The sequence below is a fragment of the Streptomyces sp. YKOK-I1 genome (assembly GCF_054660435.1).
Genome location: NZ_BAAGDR010000001.1, coordinates 9,216,454 through 9,233,783, shown reverse-complemented (window position 1 = coordinate 9,233,783; position 17,330 = coordinate 9,216,454). Strand labels below are relative to the sequence as shown.

Below are 17,330 nucleotides of genomic sequence, written 5' to 3'. Positions count from 1 at the left end.
AGACGGTGCCGACGCGTCCGGGACGGCGGAATACGCCGTTCATCCGCTTCGGCCGACCGGAGTGGGGTCCGGGCCTGGCTCCGAATTACGCAAGAGAGTGCACCCGGTGCGCGGGTTTGACAAGGGTCAAGCGAATATCGAGACATTCATGCGCGACTTTGCTTGAGTTTGGCGAGTTCACGAGTATGGTCTGCCGCATGCTCCCTGACCGAAGACATCAGCTGATCCTTCGCTCCCTGCGTGCGGACGGGCCGACCTCGGTGTCCGTCCTGGCCGAGAGGGTCGGGGCGAGCCAGGCCACGATCCGCCGTGACCTCGCACAACTGGAGGACGAGGGCCTGCTCAAACGGGTCTACGGCGGCGCCGCGCCCGTGGTGGGCGAGGACGATCCGTTCGCCGACGTCGCCGGTGTCCGGGTCGAGGCCAAGGACGCCCTGGCCGCCTGGTGCGCAAACCTCGTCAAGGACGGTGAGACCGTGCTGCTCGACATCGGCACCACGGCCCACCGGGTGGCCCGGCATCTGCACGGCCGGTCCCTCACCGTGATCACCAGCAACCTGGCCGTGTACGAGGAGCTCCAGGACGACAAGGATGTCCAGCTGATCCTGCTCGGCGGGGTGGTCCGGCGGGACTACCGCTCCCTGGTCGGCTTCCTCACCGAGGACAACCTGCGGCAGGTGCACGCCGACCGGCTGTTCCTCGGGACCAGCGGGGTCCGCCCCGACGGCCAGGTGCTGGACACCACCGCCGTCGAGGTGCCGGTCAAGCGGGCGATGATCGCCGCCAGCGCCCAGGTGGTCCTGGTGGCGGACGCCGGCAAGTTCCCCGGCACCGGGATGGCCCGGGTGTGCGGGCCCGAGGACCTCGACGTCGTGGTGACCAACGCGCCGGGCGAGGAGAAGACCTGCGCACGGCTGCGCGAGTCGGGGGTCGAGGTGGTCGAGGTATGAGCAAGGTGATGCACGGATGAACGAGGTGGTCGGCGTATGAGACTCACGATCCTGGGCGGCGGGGGCTTCCGCGTCCCGCTGGTCTACCGGGCGCTGCTGGGCGACCGCGGCGCGGGACGCGTCACCGACGTGACCCTGTACGACCTGGACGCCTCCCGGCTGGCGATCATCCGCAAGGTCCTCGCCGACCAGGCGGCCGGGCACCCCGACCCGCCCACCGTGACCGTCACCACCGACCTCGACGAGGCGGTCACCGGGGCCGACTTCGTCTTCTCCGCCATCCGCGTCGGCGGGCTGGCCGGCCGGGCCGCGGACGAGCGCATCGCCCTGGAGGAGGGCGTCCTCGGCCAGGAGACCGTCGGCGCCGGCGGCATCTCCTTCGGGCTGCGCACGGTCCCCGTGGCCGTCGCGATCGCCCGCCGGGTCGCCGCGCTGGCGCCCGACGCCTGGGTCATCAACTTCACCAACCCCGCCGGTCTGGTGACCGAGGCGATGACCGCGCACCTCGGCGACCGGGTGATCGGGATCTGCGACTCCCCGGTGGGCCTCGGCCGCCGGGTCGCCGGTGCGCTCGGCGTCGACCCGGCCCGTGTCCGCCTCGACTACGTCGGGCTCAACCACCTGGGCTGGCTGCGCGGACTGTACGCCGAGGGCCGTGATCTGCTGCCGTCCCTGCTCGCCGACGAGACCGCGCTGACCTCGTTCGAGGAGGGCAAGCTGTTCGGCGCCGACCTGCTGCGCACCCTCGGCGCGCTGCCCAACGAGTATCTGCACTACTACTACTTCAGCCGTGAGTCGGTGCACTCGGCACGGGCCGCCGAACAGACCCGGGGCGCCTTCCTCCACTCCCAGCAGCAACGCTTCTACGACGCCCTGGCCCCCGCCCTGGAGCAGTCCGTGCCCCGCGCCGCCTGGAACGCCTGGGACGCCACCCGGCTGGAGCGCGAGACGACCTACATGGCCGAGAACCGCGAGGCCGTCGGCATGGGCGAGCGCGACTCCTGCGACCTGGAGTCCGGCGGCTACGAACAGGTCGCCCTGGCCCTGATGCGCGCCATCGCGCTGGACGAGCGGGCGACCCTCATCCTCAACGTGCGCAACCGCGGACGGATCCCCGTCCTCGACGACGACGCCGTCATCGAGGTCCCCTGCCATGTCGACGCCAACGGCGCCCACCCGATCGCCGGGGCCTCGCTGCCCGACCACGGCACGGGGCTGGTGTGCTCGGTCAAGGCCGTCGAACGCGCGGTGATCCACGCCGCGACGGCCGGCGGGCGCGACCACGCGGTGCGGGCCCTGACCATCCACCCGCTGATCGACTCGTACGCCGTCGCCCGGCGCCTGCTGGACGCCTACCAGCGGCACTTCCCGGAACTGGCGTACCTCGGCGGCTGAGGGAACACGAGGGAACACGGCGGCCAGGGCTCGCCCCGACGCGGATGACGGGCGAGTCCTGGCCGCCGAGATCGATTCTCGGGGGCGTGGCACGGTGTGCCCACCGGTGTGCGGACGGCGACCCTGGTGAACGGCGGCCACCCCGTGCGCCCGGCACACACCCCGTACGCATGTCCGGGGGCGAGGCGTAACGGCGCGCCGGGCGGGGAAGGCGCACCTCGAAGCAGGCCGGGACCCGGCCCCGCGTGATCAAGCACACCCCGCGGCGCGCGATACTGGGCTCGGCTCATCGCCCTCGTCCACGGCTCACGAACGGATCATGCACATCTCCGCGACCGCCCCGCCCACCACGCCCTCCACGGTCTGGCTCGGCCGTGGCCGCCACACCGGTCCCACCGCACCGGAGGTCCTGCGCACCCACCTCCGGGCGCTCAAGGACGCCGAGCGGCTCCAGGACTTCCGGGAGCTGCCCGACAGCGAGACCGCCGAGGGCGAGTCGGCCTTCGAGGCCCGCTGGCAGGTACCCGACAACATTACCGTGCGGGCCCGGCTGAAACTGTCGGAGTGGTCGGGCCGGGGCCAGGAGTGGACGCTGGTCGCGGAGGCCGAGCAGCCCTGGGACCTGCGCTGGCCCTCGCCCGCCGAGCTTTTCTGGCCGTGGGAGACGGACACCGCGTGGGGCCAGGAGACCGTGACCGGCCAGCGGTTCCTCGACATCAACCCGCTGCCCGCCGACGACAAGGATCTGCGCCGCGTCCTGCGGTCCGCCCTGCGCGACACCTGGACCGTCGACGTCGTCGTCCACGAGGCGATGACGCCGGACGACCGGGGACGGCGTTCGCTGGTCTCCCTGCTGCCCCCCGGCCTGCACCACCGGGTGGTGGAGCACCGGGCGGCGCCGCACCAGCTGCGGACCGTGAACTGGGCGCTGAAGGACTTCGGGATCGAGGTGCCGCGCGGCGGGGCGCTGGTGCTGCCCGGCAGCCCCGCGCCGGACGGCTACGACGCCGGGGTTTTCTCGGTGCGCAGCGTGTTCCTGGACGGCTCGCATCCCACGGAGGTGCTGGACGCCGTACGCCGCTACGTCGCGCTGCCCGCGCCCCTGCCGGAGGGCGGCGACGCCGCGCTCACCCTGCTCCGGGAGAAGTGGCAGCTGCTCACCCTGGAGGAGGAACTCGCCCGGGAACGCGAGCTGGTGGCCATGTACAAGGCGGCCCTGGAGGCGATGACCGAGTCCCGGGACCTGTACCGGGAGGCGGCCGAGCAGGCCCACGAGGCGCTGGCCGCCTACCGTGAGGCGGCGGCCGAGGCGGGCGTCGAGCCCCAGCGTCCCGCCCCGGCGAAGAAGGGCGGCTCGCCCTTCCAGCAGTGGGGCAGGACCCTGGAGCGGCTCAAGGAGAGCACCATGGGCCTGCGCCCGGCGTCCGTCGACGCCGACGGGCCCGAGGAAGCCTCCGACCACCGGCCGAGGTAATCCCGCCGGAAGAGGGGAATTCGGGAACCGAAAACGGGGAATCCGAAACAAGGGCAGCACACCGCGCGACGGACCCGGAGGGAGGGCCCGTGGACACGACCACCACGCTCCTCGTCGTCGCCGCGGTACTCGCCGCGACCCTGCTCGCGTGCGCCGCCGCGGTGCTGGTGCGGCTGGTCCGCACCCGCCGGGACCTCAGACGCGCCGGACTGCCCACCGGCCCGCGCTGGGTGTTCTGGGGCGCGGTCCTGTACTTCGTGCTACCGACCGACCTGCTGCCCGACCCGGTCTACCTCGATGACATCGGTGTCCTGCTGCTCGCCCTGCGCTCCCTGCGCCGTTCTCCCGACCCGGTCGGCACCCCAACTGACCGTATTTGAAGACGTTTTCACCCCACGTTCGGCACATCTCCCCTGCTCCGCGCCCTGTTGGGGCCCCGACTCGCCGATGATCACGGAGAGTAAGGAAACCAACCACCCGTTCGATTCGTATAAGTGACTGAAGGTCGCACCTAACGCAGCGGGCCCGAGTGACGTCGCACAGCGGCACCGCTTGATCGAGGCAGTACCGACGAGGGAGAGAACATGCAACCGTTCGCGCTCAACTACGCACGCCCTGCGGTGGAGTTGGAGTTCGCAACTCCGTACGCCTACGACCCCGGACTGCAGTTGAACGTACTCCTCGACGGCCGAGTCGCCGCTCGTGACCACGCCCTGCTCAGAGAACTGGGGACCACCACCTCCACCGCGGGTTCCAAGACCCACTTCGACGACTGAGCACGGGCCGCGCAAGATGACCGTGCTTATCCTGACCTGCGAAGAGGACGTGACGGCGGACATGGTGGTCGTGCACCTGAACGCCGCGGGCGTCCCGGTCGTCCGGCTCGATCCGGCCGATCTGACCAGCACCGTCGCCCTGTCGGGCGAGTTCGTCCACGGTGCGTTCCGGGGCCATCTGTCCTCGGCCGGCCGGCTGGTGAGCCTGGACGGACTGCGGTCCGTGTGGGTGCGCCGGCCGGGCGCCGCGGCGGCGCGGGCGGCCCAGCCGTCCGCGTGGCTCACGGAAGAGGCCTCGCAGGCCCTCTACGGCATGCTCCGGGGCACCGGTGTGCGCTGGATGAACCATCCGGACGCGTCCGTGCGCGCCCGGCACAAGCCGTGGCAGCTGCGGCTGGCGCAGCGCAGCGGGCTGCCCGTGCCCGCGACCCTCATCACGACCTTCCCGCAGGCCGCGCGGGATTTCGCGGAGCGCTACCCGGACCTGGTGGTCAAACCGGTGTCCGGGGCGCATCCGCAGGACCCGCCGCGTGCGGTGCCCACCACCCGGGTGCCGCCCGGCGCCGACTTCGCGGCCGTGGCCTACGGTCCGACCCTGCTGCAACGCCGGATAGCCAAACGGGCGGACATCCGGCTGACCGCGGTGGGCGAGCGGATCCTGGCCGCCCGCAAGGACACGGCCCGGGGCGCCGATCCGGACGTGGTGGACGTGCGCTACGCGCCCTCCACCACGCCGTGGCGCCCCGCCGACGTCCCGCCCCGGCTCGCGGACGCCGTACGGACGTATCTGCGCGAGGCGGAACTGGCCTACGGCGCCTTCGACTTCGCGGAGGACGCCGACGGCACGTGGTGGTTCCTGGAGTGCAACCAGTCGGGGCAGTTCGGCTTCGTGGAGGTGGACACCGGTCAGCCGATCGCGCGCACCATCGCGGAGTGGCTGGCCGGCCCGGCCCCGCGGCCGGGCGCCCGGTCCGCCGACCGCTGCGGTTCGGCGGCCTCCTGAGGAAGCACCGCGCGGCCGGGGCCCCACCGGGTCCCGGCCGCGCGGTCACCGCTCAGACGGCGAGCGACAACCCCTTGCCGGTCGCGGCCCGGGAGTCCAGCAGGGCGTCCGCCGCGGCCACCGCCTCCCGGACGTCGGACGTGCCCATCAGCACACAGAGCGTGTACGTCACATCACGCAGTTCACGGGCCGTCTCCGGCCGCTCCTGCTCCGCCTGAGCGATCCTCAGCGTCGCGTACCGGGTCAGCAACGTCCTGGCGACCCTGGGGTCCGGAACGATCACGAGCGCCCCTCTCTACGGTTGTTGCGCTGCGTGTGCCCGGACCTGGGCGATTCATGCACACGAGGCACACACGTCACCCTCCGGGGGCACGATCGCGCCACGCGGTTCGTGCCGTACGTAACGCGGTGGTGCACGCTGAGTCACGCGCGCCCCTCGCCCCGCGCACGGAATCGACGGGACGACACCCGGATGGACCACCCGCCCAGGGGGGAACCTGGAGGTGTCCCGCCCCCGATGGGAAGGAGTCCCGGACGTGTCGTTCTCCACCGACAAGGTCGCGCGCGCCGTACGGCAGGCGGTCGCCGACGGGCTGCTGGCGGAGGACCGGCCCGTGGCCGGCCTCCTCGACGTCGAAGGCGTGCGGGAGAGCGTCGCCACGCTGAAGGAGGCGTTCGCGGGGGTGCCGGAGGTGCTGCACGCCTTCGCCGCCAAGGCCTGCCCGCTGGTGCCGGTGCTGCGGCTGCTCGCCGACGCCGGCCTGGGCTGCGAGGTGGCGAGCCCCGGTGAGCTGCGGCTGGCGCTGGACGCGGGCTTCGCCCCGGCGCGGATCGTGCTGGACTCCCCCGCCAAGACCCGCGGCGAGATCCGCGAGGCGCTGGACCTCGGTGTCGCGCTGAACGCCGACAACCTCGGCGAGCTGGACCGGATCGACGCCCTGCGCCCCGAGGACTGTTCCTCCGTGCTGGGGCTGCGGGTCAATCCGCAGGTCGGCAGCGGTGCGATCGAGGCGATGAGCACCGCGACCGCCCACTCCAAGTTCGGTGTGGCCCTGCGCGACCCGGGAGCCCGAGAGCGGGTCGTCGAGGCGTTCGTACGACGTCCGTGGCTGACCCGGCTGCACGCGCACGTCGGCTCCCAGGGCTGCCCGCTGCCGCTGATCGCGCAGGGGCTCGCGGCGCTGCACGGGCTCGCCGAGGAGATCGACGCGCGCGCCGGCCGCCGTCAGGTCACCAGCCTCGACCTGGGCGGCGGGCTGCCGGTGAACTTCGCCGACGACTCCGTCGCACCGACGTACGCCGGGTACGTGGCCGCGCTCCGCGCCGTGGAACCCGCCCTGCTGGACGGCCGTTACCGGGTGGTGACCGAGTTCGGCCGCTCCCTGGTCGCCAAGAGCGGGGTCACGGCCGCGCGCGTCGAGTACGTCAAGGAGGCGGGCGGCCGCCGGATCGCGCTCACCCACGCGGGCGCCCAGGTGGCGACCCGGACGGTGTTCATGCCGCGGTCCTGGCCGCTGCGGGTCACCGCGTACGGCCCCGACGGCACGCCCAAGCGGGGTCCGCTGGTGCCGTACGACATCGCCGGGCCGCTCTGCTTCGCCGGGGACGTCGTCGCGCACGCGCACCCGCTGCCCGAACTCGCCGAAGGCGATCTGATCGTGCTGCACGACACCGGGGCGTACTACTTCTCGGCGCCCTGGGCGTACAACAGCCTGCCCCGCCCCGCCGTGTACGGCTGCCTCTTCGAGGGGACCGGCGTCCTCTTCGCCACCGTCCGCGCCGCCCAGTCGGCCCGGGAGATCTCCCTGGAGAACGGTGCGGACCACGCCGACGCCTTGCTGACGGGCTTCGCCGCCGCACCCTCGCGGCGCTGAACCGGGGGGTGTCCCCGGGCCGGACCGATGTGCGAAGCTCGCCCGTGTTCGGCGTGGCTTCGCACAGCAGGGGAGATTCAGCAGCATGCGCATCGGTCTGCTCGGTACCGGCCCGTGGGCCGGGATGGTGTACGGCCCCGTCCTCGCCGCCCACGAGGACCTCGACCTCACCGGGGTGTGGGGCCGTCGCCCCGAGGCCGCCAAGGAACTGGCGGACCGTCACGGCACCCGCGCCTACGACGACGTCGACGCGCTCCTCGCGGACGTGGACGCGGTCGCCGTGGCGCTCCCGCCGGACGTCCAGGCGGAGCTGGCGGTCCGGGCCGCACGGGCGGGCCGGCACCTCCTGCTGGACAAGCCCGTCGCCACCACCGCGGCCGGAGCACGGGCCGTGGTGACGGCGGCCGAGGAGGCGGGGGTCGCCTCGGTGGTCTTCTTCACCTCCCGGTACCTGAGCGAGACCGCCGACTGGATAGCGGCGCGGACGGAGGCCGGAGGCTGGTTCACCGGGCACGCCCGCTGGCTGGGGTCGGTGTTCGCCGAGGACGGCGACAGCCCGTTCGCCACGCCCTGGCGGCGGGAGAAGGGCGCGCTGTGGGACGTGGGCCCGCACGCCCTGTCGGTGCTGCTGCCGGTCCTCGGCGACGTCCGCCGGGTGAGCGCCGCGGCGCCCGGCCCCCGGGACACCGTGCACCTGGTCCTGGAGCACACCGGCGGCGCCTCCAGCACCGTGACGCTCAGTCTGACCGCCCCGCCCGCGGCGTCGGGGGCGGCCGTCGAGCTGTACGGCGACGGCGGGGTCGTACGCCTGCCGGAGCCCACCGGCAGCGCCGCCGACGCGCTGGCCCGGGCCGCCGGGGAACTCCTCGCCGCGGCCCGGGACGGGCGCGCGCACCCGTGCGACGCCGCGTTCGGGCTGCGGGTCACCGAGATCCTCGCCGACGCCGAGGCCCTGCTGGGCCGGGGCGCCGGCGAGCCGCGCTGATCAGCTCGGTGTGAAGTTGGCCCGCTCCCGCACCACGGGGTAGCCCGCCTTGGTGAAGTGGGCCGCCATCGGGAAGTTGCCCTGGTCGGTGGCCGCGGCGATGAACTCCGCGCCCCGCTCGACGAGGTAGTGGGTGCACTCGGCGAGCAGGTCGTAGGCGTAGCCGTGGCCGCGGTGCTCGGGCAGGACGCCGATGAAGCCGACGCAGGGCCCGGAGGGGTTGTGGGCCGGGATGTGGATCCCGGCCAGGTCGCCCTCGGGGGTGCGGGCGACCTGCCACCACTCGCGCGGGGACGGGCACCAGCGGAAGAAGTCCAGCTCCTCCTGGGCGGCCTGGTCCACGCCGCCCTCGGCGACGGCCTTGCGGGCGTGGGCGTCGAGGGTGGCGGAGTGGATGCGGCGCAGGGCGTCGAAGAACACCGCGTCGTCGGGTTCGGGGGCGAAGGCGAGCCGGCCGGGGCGCTCGGGCAGTCCGCACGGTGGGGTCCAGCGGTAGACGAAGCGCTCCACGAGCAGGCTCTGGCCGGCCGCGCGGGCGGCGGCGTGACGGGCCTCGGCGGCGGCCCGCAGGGCCGGGTCCTCGCGCCAGCCGCCGGGCAGGACCAGTTCCAGGCCGACCCGCCAGGGCGCGGTGCGCAGGAGTTCGGCGGCCGCCTCCTCCTCGCCGTCGGAGAAGTCGAACCACTCGACGGTGACCGGTTCGCTGTCGTCGGGCCCGCCCCACCAGGCGGCGCGGGCGACGACCCGCCCGTCGCGCAGGGCGACCCGCTTCCAGTGCGGACGGTAGGTGGCGTTGCGGAACGCCTCGGCGTTGCCCAGCGGGTCGGGCAGGGTGTCGAAGAGATGGACGTCGCGCTCGTCGAGCGCGCGGATGACCAGATCGGTCAAGGGAATTCCTCCGGGATGCGAATGACGTGAGGCGCTCCCGGGCGTCGGACGAGGGTCAGACGCGGCACGCCGGGGTCACGGAACGGGAGCGCGGGATGTGTGAGAGCTTCATCGGCGCTCGCCTCCTTCCGTGGTCTCCGGGCGTGCAGGGACACCGTAGAAGATCGTCTGACGGGGCGTCCACCGGTTTTCCCGGCGTGCGCCCGGTGGTGCCGGGGTGGAGCGTGGTGGTGTGGCACGAGTGGACGGGGAGCGGCGGGGCTGGCTGCGGGGCGCGCCGCCGCCGCGCTGGGTGCGGGCGCTGCCGATCGCGCTGATCGCGGGGGTGTGCGTGGCCACGCTGGTGAGCCCGGACCCGCTGGACATCGGCTTCCTGCTGGGCGCGATCCCGCCGCTCGCGGTCCTGTCGTACGGCCCGGTGGCGACCGCCGTGCTGGGGGCGGCCGTGGTCGTGATGCTGAACGTGCCGGCGTTCCGGCTGGACGATCCGGGCCAGACGGACCTGCTGACGATCTGTTTCGTCGCCCTGCTGAGCGTGTTCGTGGCGTTCGTGCGCAGCCGCCGGGACGTGCAGCTGGACGTGGAGCGCACGATCGCCGAGGCGGCGCAGCAGGCCGTGGTGCCGCCGGTGCCGGAGCGGGTGGGCGGGGTGTCCTGCGCGGGCCTGTACCGGGCGGCGGAGCGCGGCACGCTGGTGGGCGGCGACTTCTTCGACGTACGGGACAGCGCGCACGGGGTGCGGGCGGTGCTGGGGGATGTACAGGGGCACGGGCTGGCGGCGATCGCGACGGTGGCGTCGCTGATGGGGGCGTTCCGGGAGGCGGTGCTGGACCAGCCGTCCCTGGAGGCGGTGGCGGCCCGGCTGGACCGGCGGCTGGCGGTGGACTCGGCCCGGGTGCCGCACGCGGAGCTGTTCGCGACGGCGGTGCTGCTGGAGTTCACCCCGGGCGGGGATGCCGTACGGGTCGTGGTGTGCGGGCATCCGCCGCCGGTGCTGCTGCGCGACGGCACGGCGACGGAGGTGGCGGTCACGCCGGGGGCGCCGCTGGGCCTGGACCTGCCGGACGCGCCCCGGCCGGACGGGCTGCTGGTGCCGCTGTGCGCGGGTGACCGGCTCTTCCTCGCCTCGGACGGGGTGTGGGAGGCGCGGGACGCCGCCGATGTGTTCTATCCGCTGACGGAGCGGCTGCCCGCCCTCACCGCGGGGGCCGATCCGGCGACCACGGCCGTCCGGGTCTGGGCCGACGTCGTACGGCACTCCCCCGAGGTCCGCGACGACGTCACGATGCTCGTCCTCGCCCCGTGGCGTCCGGACCGGTGAGGGTCTCGGCGTCGCCCTCGGCGTCGATGTGCGGCAGGATCCGGTCCAGCCAGCGCGGGGTCCACCAGGCCTTCTCCCCGAGCAGCGTCATCACGGCCGGCACCATGAGCAGCCGGACGACGGTGGCGTCGATCAGCACGCTGACGGCGAGGCCGAGGCCGAGCATCTTGACGACGATGTTGTCGCTGATGATGAACGCCGCGAACACGCTCACCATGATCAGGGCGGCGCAGGTGATGACCCGGGCGGTGATCTCCAGGGCGTGGGCGACGGAGTCCTTGGCGTCGCCGGTGCGCAGCCAGTTCTCGTGGACGCGGGAGAGCAGGAAGATCTCGTAGTCCATGCTGAGGCCGAAGATGATCGCGAACATCATCATCGGCACATAGCTCTCGATCGGCACGTCGCCGTGGACGCCCAGCGCGGGCCCGCCCCATCCCCACTGGAAGACGGCGACGACCACGCCGTAGGAGGCGGTGATGGACAGGACGTTGAGGACGGCGGCCTTGACCGCGACGAGCAGGCCGCGGAAGACGACGAGGATGATCAGGAAGGCGAGGCCGACGACCACGCAGATGATCAGGGGGAGCCGGCTGGCGACGATGTCGCGGAAGTCGACCTGGGCGGCCGTGGTGCCGGTGACATAGCCCTTCGCGTCGTATCCGGAGACCGCGTCGGGCAGGGTGGTGTCCTTGAGCCGGTTCACCAGGTCGGTGGTGGTGGCGTCCTGCGGGGCCTGGGTGGAGTAGACGGTGCCGATCAGGACGTCGCCGTCCTGGGTGGGGGTCAGCGGGGTGACGGTCGCCGCGTCGGGCACGGCGTTCAGGGTCTTCTGCGCCTGGGACTGGAGGTCGGCGCGTTTGTCGGAGGGGACGGACGTCTGGTCGATGACGACGGTCAGGGGCCCGTTGGAGCCGGGGCCGAAGGCGTCGGTCATCAGGTCGTAGGCCCGCCGGTCGGTGAAGGAGGTCGGGTCGGCCCCGTCGCCGATGTGGCCGAGCTGGATGGAGAAGACGGGGATGGCGAGGATCGCGATCACGGCGAGGCCGGCGCTGAGGTACTCCCAGGGTCTGCGCTCGACGCGCTGGGCGTAGCGGTGCCAGGTGCCGTGCGGGGCGGCGCCCGGTTCGGCGTCCGTCTCGGCGATCGGTTTGCGCACATGCCAGCGGTCGATGCTGCGGCCGACGAGTCCGAGCATGGCCGGTACGAAGGTGAGGGCGCCCGCGACGGCGGAGATCACGGTGATGGCCGCCGCGAGGCCGAGTTTGCCGATGAAGGACACCCCGGACGCGTACAGGCCCATCAGCGCGATGATCACGGTCGTGCCGGAGACCAGGACGGCGCGGCCGCTGGTGGCGGTGGCGTGTCCGGCGGCCTCGGCGGGATCGGCGCCGTTCATCAGGTTCTGCCGGTGCCGGGTGATCAGGAACAGGGCGTAGTCGATGCCGACACCGAGGCCGATCATGGTGGCGAGGGTCGGTGAGACGGTCGCGAAGGTGAACGCGGCGGCCAGCAGGCCGAGGATGGCGAGTCCGCCGACGACGCCGATCAGCGCGGTGACGAGGGGCAGTCCGGCCGCGATGACACTGCCGAAGCCGATCAGCAGGACGACGATGGCGACCGCGAAGCCGATCGCCTCGCTGAGGTAGTCGTTGGCCTTGGGGCGGGCCAGTTCGCCGAGCGAGCCGCCGTACTCGACGTCGGCGCCGGCCGCCCGCAGCGGCTGGACGGCCTGGTCGACGCCGTCGAGGTAGGCGTCGCCGAGGGTGTTGGGCTGCTTGTCGAAGCGCACGGTGATGTAGCCGGTCTTTCCGTCGCTCGACACCGGGCCGACCTTGGTCGGGGTCTGCGAGAGCGGGTTCTGCACCGAGAGGACGTGGGGCAGCTTCTGCAGGTCGCCGACCGTGGTGGACATCTGCGAGCTCAGCGCGCTCAGCGGCTGGTCGTCGTGCATCACGATCTGCGCGCTGTACCCGCCGGCCTGCGGGTCGTGCTCCTGGAGGACGTCGAGGCCCTTCTGGGACTGGGTGTCCGAGAGCTGGAAGTTGTCCTCGTAGGTACCGCCGACGGCGCGGTCGATCAGCTGGAGGGTGACCAGGGCCACCAGCCAGGCGAGGATGACGATCACGAAGTGGCGGGCGCACCAGGCGCCGAGTCTGCGCAGTACCCCGCGTCGCGGTGTCCCGGCGGTGGTGGGTGCCATGGGCTCATTACACGCCCGACCGATCTTCTCGGCATCTCGGCCGTCATGGGCATGAAGTGATCGGGATTGCAGGGTGCGCCAGGAGGATGAATGGTGTTAGTACATTCCTTCGGACGCGAGGAGCAGACACCATGCCGACCTCACAGCCGGGCGGCGCCCGGCCCACCGCGGACCGCGTCACCCCGGACAGGCTGCTCCACACGCGCACGGGCAGCGAGGTGTCGCCGGAGGACATGGTCCTGGCCACGGGCCGCGACCTCACCCCGCGCAACCTCGAATGGGCCCGGCGCAAGCTCGCCGAGGAGGGCCCGACCGCGATCGAGAAGCTGCTGCCGTAGATCCTTCTCCGCTCTTTCCCCGCGGCACCCCTCGCTGTCACACTGCGGAGGGTGCCCGACTTCGACATGCTCGTCATCGGATCAGGTCCCGGCGGCCAGAAGGCCGCCATCGCCGCGGCCAAGCTGGGCCGCCGCGTCGCCGTCGTCGACCGCCCCGACATGGTCGGCGGGGTCTCCCTCCACACCGGCACCATCCCCTCCAAGACCCTGCGCGAGGCGGTGCTGTACCTCACCGGTCTCACCCAGCGCGATCTGTACGGGCAGAGCTACCGGCTGAAGGAGGACATCACCGTCGCCGATCTCACCGCGCGCACCCAGCATGTGGTGGGCCGTGAGACCGATGTCATCCGCAGCCAGTTGTCCCGCAACCACGTCTCCCTGTTCTCCGGCACCGGCCGGTTCGTCGACGACCACACCGTCGCCCTGCGCGAGGCGGGCGGCCGGGAGCGGACGATCAGCGCCGAGCACATCGTCATCGCCACCGGGACCCGGCCGGCGCGGCCGGAGAGCGTGGAGTTCGACGGAAGGACCATCCTCGACTCCGACAACGTCCTGACCGTCGAGCGGGTGCCGCGGTCCATGGTGATCGTGGGCGCGGGGGTGATCGGCATGGAGTACGCCTCCATGTTCGCCGCGCTCGGCAGCAAGGTCACGGTGGTGGAGAAGCGGGCCGGGATGCTCGACATGTGCGACGTCGAGGTCATCGAGTCGCTCAAGTACCATCTGCGCGATCTCGCGGTCACCTTCCGGTTCGGGGAGACCGTGGCCGCCGTGGAGCGGCATCCGCGGGGCACGCTGACCGTGCTGGCCAGCGGCAAGAAGATACCGGCGGACGCGGTGATGTACTCGGCGGGCCGGCAGGGCCTGACCGACGGACTCGACCTGGACAAGGCCGGGTTGGCGGCCGACCCGCGGGGCCGGATCGAGGTCGACGAGCACTACCGCACGCGCGTGCCGCACATCTACGCCGTCGGGGACGTGATCGGCTTCCCGGCGCTGGCGGCGACCTCGATGGAGCAGGGCCGGGCGGCCGCGTACCACGCCTGCGGGGAGCCGGTGGCGCGGATGCACCACCTCCAGCCGATCGGGATCTACACCATCCCGGAGATCAGCTTCGTGGGGCGGACGGAGGACCAGCTCACGGAGGACAGCGTGCCGTTCGAGGTCGGGGTGGCCCGGTACCGGGAGCTGGCCCGCGGGCAGATCATCGGCGACGCGCACGGCATGCTGAAGCTGCTGGTCTCGCCCGAGGACCGCACGCTCCTCGGGGTGCACTGCTTCGGGACCGGCGCCACGGAACTGATCCACATCGGGCAGTCGGTGATGGGCTGCGGCGGCACGGTCGACTATCTCGTGGACGCGGTGTTCAACTACCCGACGCTGGCGGAGTCGTACAAGGTCGCCGCCCTGGACGCCACCAACCGGCTGCGCCAACTGGACCGGATCGGGGAGTGAATCACGTTACCCACCCGTCAATCTTGAAAGCTCAAGAGGTGGGGCTATCATCACTCGCACACTCGGTGTGACCGTTCCGCGACGCTTGGCGGAACGGTAACCGCCGTGGCTTTCCCCGTCGACGTTTCCCGAGGCCGACCCTTCGGTGCCCGGCGGCGCTCCACCCACACCCCCCATGTGCACGACGGAAAGCAGCACGAGCATGAGCAACAGCACCGGAAGAGGGCTGCAGGCGAACGTCCTCGGCACCTTCGACACGGTGGTGATGGCGGTCGCGGGCAGTGCCCCGGCGTACTCCATCGCCGCCACGACGGCGGTCCTCGTCGGCGCGGTGGGCCTGGCCAGCCCGGCGGCGCTGCTGTACTGCGCGATACCGATGCTGGGCATCGCGCTCGCGTTCAGCCGGCTCGGCCGCATCGATGTCAACGCGGGAGCCAGTTACTCCTGGGTGGGCCGGACCCTCCACCCGTTCCTGGGCTTCCTCAGCGGCTGGGCGCTGGTCGTCTCGGCGACGATCTTCATGGTGGCGGGCTCGCTGCCGGCCGGCTCGATGACGCTCGCCCTCTTCGACGAGGGCCTCGCCGACAACACCGCGCTGTCGACGGTGGTGGGCGCGGCCTGGTTCGTGGTGATGCTGGCGGTGGTGCTGGGCGGGGCCCGGCTCACCGTGCGCGCCCAGCTGATCATGTCGGGGGTGGAACTGGCGATCCTCGCGCTGTTCGCACTGCTCGCCTGCTTCCACAGCCAGGACAACGCGCTGCCGTTCGACTGGTCCTGGTTCGGCTTCAGCCACTTCGACGGGGTCTCCGGCTTCGCCTCGGGCGCGCTGGTCGCCGCGTTCTACTACTGGGGCTGGGACGTCACCAGCAATCTCAGCGAGGAGACCCGCAACAGCCGCCGTACGACCGGACTCGCGGGCCTGATCGGCGTCGGCATCGTGTTCCTGCTCTTCGAGGTGTTCACCATCGCGGTGAACGTCATCCTCAGCGCCCAGCAGATCGAGGACAACGGCGCCAACGTGCTGGCCGCGCTCGGCGAGGAACTGATCCCCGGCTGGGGCGGCAAGCTGCTGATCATCGCGGTGATGCTGTCCACGATCGCCACCCTGGAGACCACGCTCATCCAGGTCACGCGCTCGCTGTTCGCGATGGGCCGCGACCGCACGATGCCCTCCGCGCTGGGCCGGGTGCACCGCACCTGGAACACCCCGTGGATCGCGATCGCGGTCGTCGGCGGGGTGGCGCTGGCGATGTTCGTGGCCTCCAACGCGCTGGGCTCGGTGGGCGACATCCTCGCCGACGCGATCTCGGCGATCGGCCTGCAGATCGCGATCTACTACGGCCTCGCCGGGCTCGCGGCGGTCGTGGCCTACCGCAAGACCCTGCTGCGGTCCGCGTCGGACTTCCTGCTCGGCGGGCTGTGGCCGCTGTTCGGCGCGGTGTTCATGTTCTGGATCTTCGCGGAGTCGCTCGGCGAACTGGAGCCCGCGGCGATCACCATCGGCATCGGCGGGCTCGCCGTGGGCCTGGTGCCGATGCTCTGGTACTGGCGCAAGGGCAGCGACTACTACCGCCCGGCCCGGCTGGACGCCTCGCGGACCGTCGAGGCCGACTACGCGCCCGACGGCCACGCGGCCGCGCACGCCACCGCCTACGAGGGTCTCCCCACCGACTTCTGAGGGGAACCCGAGCGATGGCGCGTGACCGCTTCACTCCCGAGTTCGACCCCGACTGCGGGGACGTGTCCCTCTCCTCCGCACGCCATGACATCGTCATCGGCCGCTGGCAGGGCCTGCGGGAACTGCTGCGCACGACCGGACCGGACTGGCTCGCCCGGGGTCACCGGGTGCGGCTGCTGGCGCAGGTCTGCGCGGGCAGTTCGACCGTGGAGACCTGGCTGGCCGCCGAACCGCAGAGCGCGGACGCGCTCGTGCTGCGGGCGGCCACCGAGACCGCCCGGGCGTTCAACCTGGCCATCTCCGCGGGCCGGGGCGTGGCGATCGACCAGCAGCGGATCGACGCGGCGGTGCTCGCGTGCCTGTCGGCGGCCGAGACGTACCCGTCGGACCCCACGCCCTGGGTCTCGCTGATCTCGGTGGCGCGGCTCTATCCGGCCGGGGTGCGCCGGCAGGAACTCGCCCGCTGGTGGGACGAGTTGCACCGGCGCGACCCGTACAGCATGGAGGGCCACCTCCAGGTGCTGCACTACTACTCCGCCCGCTGGCACGGCTCGCACGGCCTGATGTACGACTTCGCACGCGACGCGGCGGGGGTGGCTCCGCCGGGGTGCCCGCTGCCGGTGCTGGTGCAGTACGCCCGGGTCGAGGAGTACCGGTACGCCGTCGACACCACCCAGGGGCGGCCGGCCCGGGTGGGGCTCGCCCAGCACTGGAACAACGACGGGGCGGTGAGCGACGTACGGCGCACCTGGGAGCGGTGGATCACCGGGCGGCCGGACTCGGTCGTGGCGCCGGGTGAGCTGCGGGATTTCCATTACCTGGCGCATGCGGCGTGCTGGGCGGACGCGGCGGAGGTGGCTGCGCCGTTGCTCCGGGTGCTCGGGCGGCGGGCTACGCGTACGCCGTGGTCCTATACCGGGGATCCTGAGCAGCAGCTGGTGCGGTGGCGGAAGGAGTGGGTGGTGCGGGCCTGAGGGTGCGTGGTCGGGTGCG

At 72.3% G+C, this 17,330-nt stretch carries 16 protein-coding genes; 13 read left to right on the top strand and 3 right to left on the bottom strand.

The features are described 5' to 3' along the window. Window positions 1–197 precede the first annotated feature (197 nt). The 6 genes from ACYQ8Q_RS41145 (at window position 198) to tgmB (ending at window position 5,598) form a co-directional block, all read left to right on the top strand. On the top strand, window positions 198–950 hold the full coding sequence (locus tag ACYQ8Q_RS41145; protein ID WP_460072065.1) for a DeoR/GlpR family DNA-binding transcription regulator: 753 nt from the start codon (window positions 198–200) through the stop codon (window positions 948–950). 36 nt (window positions 951–986) lie between these two features. Further along, window positions 987–2,345 (top strand): 6-phospho-beta-glucosidase, encoded by a 1,359-nt coding sequence (locus ACYQ8Q_RS41140; RefSeq protein ID WP_460072063.1) that lies wholly within the window; start codon window positions 987–989, stop codon window positions 2,343–2,345. 319 nt (window positions 2,346–2,664) lie between these two features. Beyond that, the gene (locus ACYQ8Q_RS41135) at window positions 2,665–3,819 is read left to right on the top strand and encodes a hypothetical protein (protein ID WP_460072061.1); all 1,155 of its coding nucleotides are present in this window, start codon (window positions 2,665–2,667) and stop codon (window positions 3,817–3,819) included. Between the two features lie 89 nt (window positions 3,820–3,908). Continuing rightward, on the top strand, window positions 3,909–4,199 hold the full coding sequence (locus ACYQ8Q_RS41130) for a DUF1232 domain-containing protein (RefSeq protein ID WP_460072059.1): 291 nt from the start codon (window positions 3,909–3,911) through the stop codon (window positions 4,197–4,199). A 204-nt stretch (window positions 4,200–4,403) separates the two neighbouring features. Beyond that, window positions 4,404–4,595: a putative ATP-grasp-modified RiPP gene (gene tgmA / locus ACYQ8Q_RS41125; RefSeq protein WP_460072057.1), complete on the top strand. Its 192-nt coding sequence runs from the start codon at window positions 4,404–4,406 to the stop codon at window positions 4,593–4,595. A gap of 16 nt (window positions 4,596–4,611) precedes the next feature. After that, complete coding sequence (tgmB, locus tag ACYQ8Q_RS41120; RefSeq protein WP_460072055.1) at window positions 4,612–5,598, top strand: ATP-grasp ribosomal peptide maturase; 987 nt, start codon at window positions 4,612–4,614, stop codon at window positions 5,596–5,598. A 52-nt stretch (window positions 5,599–5,650) separates the two neighbouring features. Here tgmB and ACYQ8Q_RS41115 read toward each other — a convergent pair whose 3' ends face one another. Then, entirely contained in the window at window positions 5,651–5,881 is a 231-nt protein-coding gene (locus tag ACYQ8Q_RS41115) for a DUF5133 domain-containing protein (RefSeq protein WP_460072054.1), read from the bottom strand. 253 nt (window positions 5,882–6,134) lie between these two features. Between ACYQ8Q_RS41115 and ACYQ8Q_RS41110 the strand changes: the two genes are divergently transcribed. Then, on the top strand, window positions 6,135–7,472 hold the full coding sequence (locus ACYQ8Q_RS41110) for a type III PLP-dependent enzyme domain-containing protein (protein WP_460072052.1): 1,338 nt from the start codon (window positions 6,135–6,137) through the stop codon (window positions 7,470–7,472). An 85-nt stretch (window positions 7,473–7,557) separates the two neighbouring features. Continuing rightward, window positions 7,558–8,457, top strand: a complete 900-nt coding sequence (locus ACYQ8Q_RS41105) for a Gfo/Idh/MocA family protein (protein ID WP_460072051.1) — start codon at window positions 7,558–7,560, stop codon at window positions 8,455–8,457. On the opposite strand, the gene ACYQ8Q_RS41100 is transcribed toward ACYQ8Q_RS41105, so the two are convergent. Continuing rightward, window positions 8,458–9,345 (bottom strand): GNAT family N-acetyltransferase, encoded by an 888-nt coding sequence (locus tag ACYQ8Q_RS41100; RefSeq protein WP_460072049.1) that lies wholly within the window; start codon window positions 9,343–9,345, stop codon window positions 8,458–8,460. Between the two features lie 232 nt (window positions 9,346–9,577). Here ACYQ8Q_RS41100 and ACYQ8Q_RS41095 point away from each other — a divergent pair, with 232 nt between their 5' ends. Continuing rightward, the gene (locus ACYQ8Q_RS41095; protein ID WP_460072047.1) at window positions 9,578–10,666 is read left to right on the top strand and encodes a PP2C family protein-serine/threonine phosphatase; all 1,089 of its coding nucleotides are present in this window, start codon (window positions 9,578–9,580) and stop codon (window positions 10,664–10,666) included. Here ACYQ8Q_RS41095 and ACYQ8Q_RS41090 read toward each other — a convergent pair. Further along, entirely contained in the window at window positions 10,626–12,866 is a 2,241-nt protein-coding gene (locus ACYQ8Q_RS41090; protein ID WP_460072045.1) for an MMPL family transporter, read from the bottom strand. The two genes, ACYQ8Q_RS41095 and ACYQ8Q_RS41090, sit on opposite strands and share 41 nt — an antisense overlap. A 131-nt stretch (window positions 12,867–12,997) precedes the next feature. Here ACYQ8Q_RS41090 and ACYQ8Q_RS41085 point away from each other — a divergent pair, with 131 nt between their 5' ends. The 4 genes from ACYQ8Q_RS41085 (at window position 12,998) to ACYQ8Q_RS41070 (ending at window position 17,311) form a co-directional block, all read left to right on the top strand. Further along, window positions 12,998–13,204 (top strand): hypothetical protein, encoded by a 207-nt coding sequence (locus ACYQ8Q_RS41085; protein ID WP_460072044.1) that lies wholly within the window; start codon window positions 12,998–13,000, stop codon window positions 13,202–13,204. Between the two features lie 51 nt (window positions 13,205–13,255). Next, window positions 13,256–14,659: a Si-specific NAD(P)(+) transhydrogenase gene (gene sthA / locus ACYQ8Q_RS41080; protein WP_460072042.1), complete on the top strand. Its 1,404-nt coding sequence runs from the start codon at window positions 13,256–13,258 to the stop codon at window positions 14,657–14,659. 202 nt (window positions 14,660–14,861) lie between these two features. Next, window positions 14,862–16,337 carry an APC family permease gene (locus tag ACYQ8Q_RS41075; protein WP_460072040.1) on the top strand — a complete coding sequence of 492 codons (1,476 nt, stop codon included), beginning with the start codon at window positions 14,862–14,864 and terminating at the stop codon, window positions 16,335–16,337. 14 nt (window positions 16,338–16,351) lie between these two features. Beyond that, complete coding sequence (locus tag ACYQ8Q_RS41070) at window positions 16,352–17,311, top strand: hypothetical protein (protein ID WP_460072039.1); 960 nt, start codon at window positions 16,352–16,354, stop codon at window positions 17,309–17,311. The last annotated feature ends 19 nt before the right edge of the window (window positions 17,312–17,330 follow it).

What these genes read in the sequence shown, in the direction of transcription:
- ACYQ8Q_RS41145 (WP_460072065.1), top strand. Translation starts at nt 198, where the DNA reads ATGCTCCCTGACCGAAGACATCAGCTGATCCTTCGCTCCCTGCGTGCG.
- ACYQ8Q_RS41140 (WP_460072063.1), top strand. Translation starts at nt 987, where the DNA reads ATGAGACTCACGATCCTGGGCGGCGGGGGCTTCCGCGTCCCGCTGGTC.
- ACYQ8Q_RS41135 (WP_460072061.1), top strand. Translation starts at nt 2,665, where the DNA reads ATGCACATCTCCGCGACCGCCCCGCCCACCACGCCCTCCACGGTCTGG.
- tgmA (WP_460072057.1), top strand. Translation starts at nt 4,404, where the DNA reads ATGCAACCGTTCGCGCTCAACTACGCACGCCCTGCGGTGGAGTTGGAG.
- tgmB (WP_460072055.1), top strand. Translation starts at nt 4,612, where the DNA reads ATGACCGTGCTTATCCTGACCTGCGAAGAGGACGTGACGGCGGACATG.
- ACYQ8Q_RS41105 (WP_460072051.1), top strand. Translation starts at nt 7,558, where the DNA reads ATGCGCATCGGTCTGCTCGGTACCGGCCCGTGGGCCGGGATGGTGTAC.
- ACYQ8Q_RS41090 (WP_460072045.1), bottom strand. Translation starts at nt 12,866, where the DNA reads ATGGCACCCACCACCGCCGGGACACCGCGACGCGGGGTACTGCGCAGA.
- ACYQ8Q_RS41085 (WP_460072044.1), top strand. Translation starts at nt 12,998, where the DNA reads ATGCCGACCTCACAGCCGGGCGGCGCCCGGCCCACCGCGGACCGCGTC.
- ACYQ8Q_RS41075 (WP_460072040.1), top strand. Translation starts at nt 14,862, where the DNA reads ATGAGCAACAGCACCGGAAGAGGGCTGCAGGCGAACGTCCTCGGCACC.
- ACYQ8Q_RS41070 (WP_460072039.1), top strand. Translation starts at nt 16,352, where the DNA reads ATGGCGCGTGACCGCTTCACTCCCGAGTTCGACCCCGACTGCGGGGAC.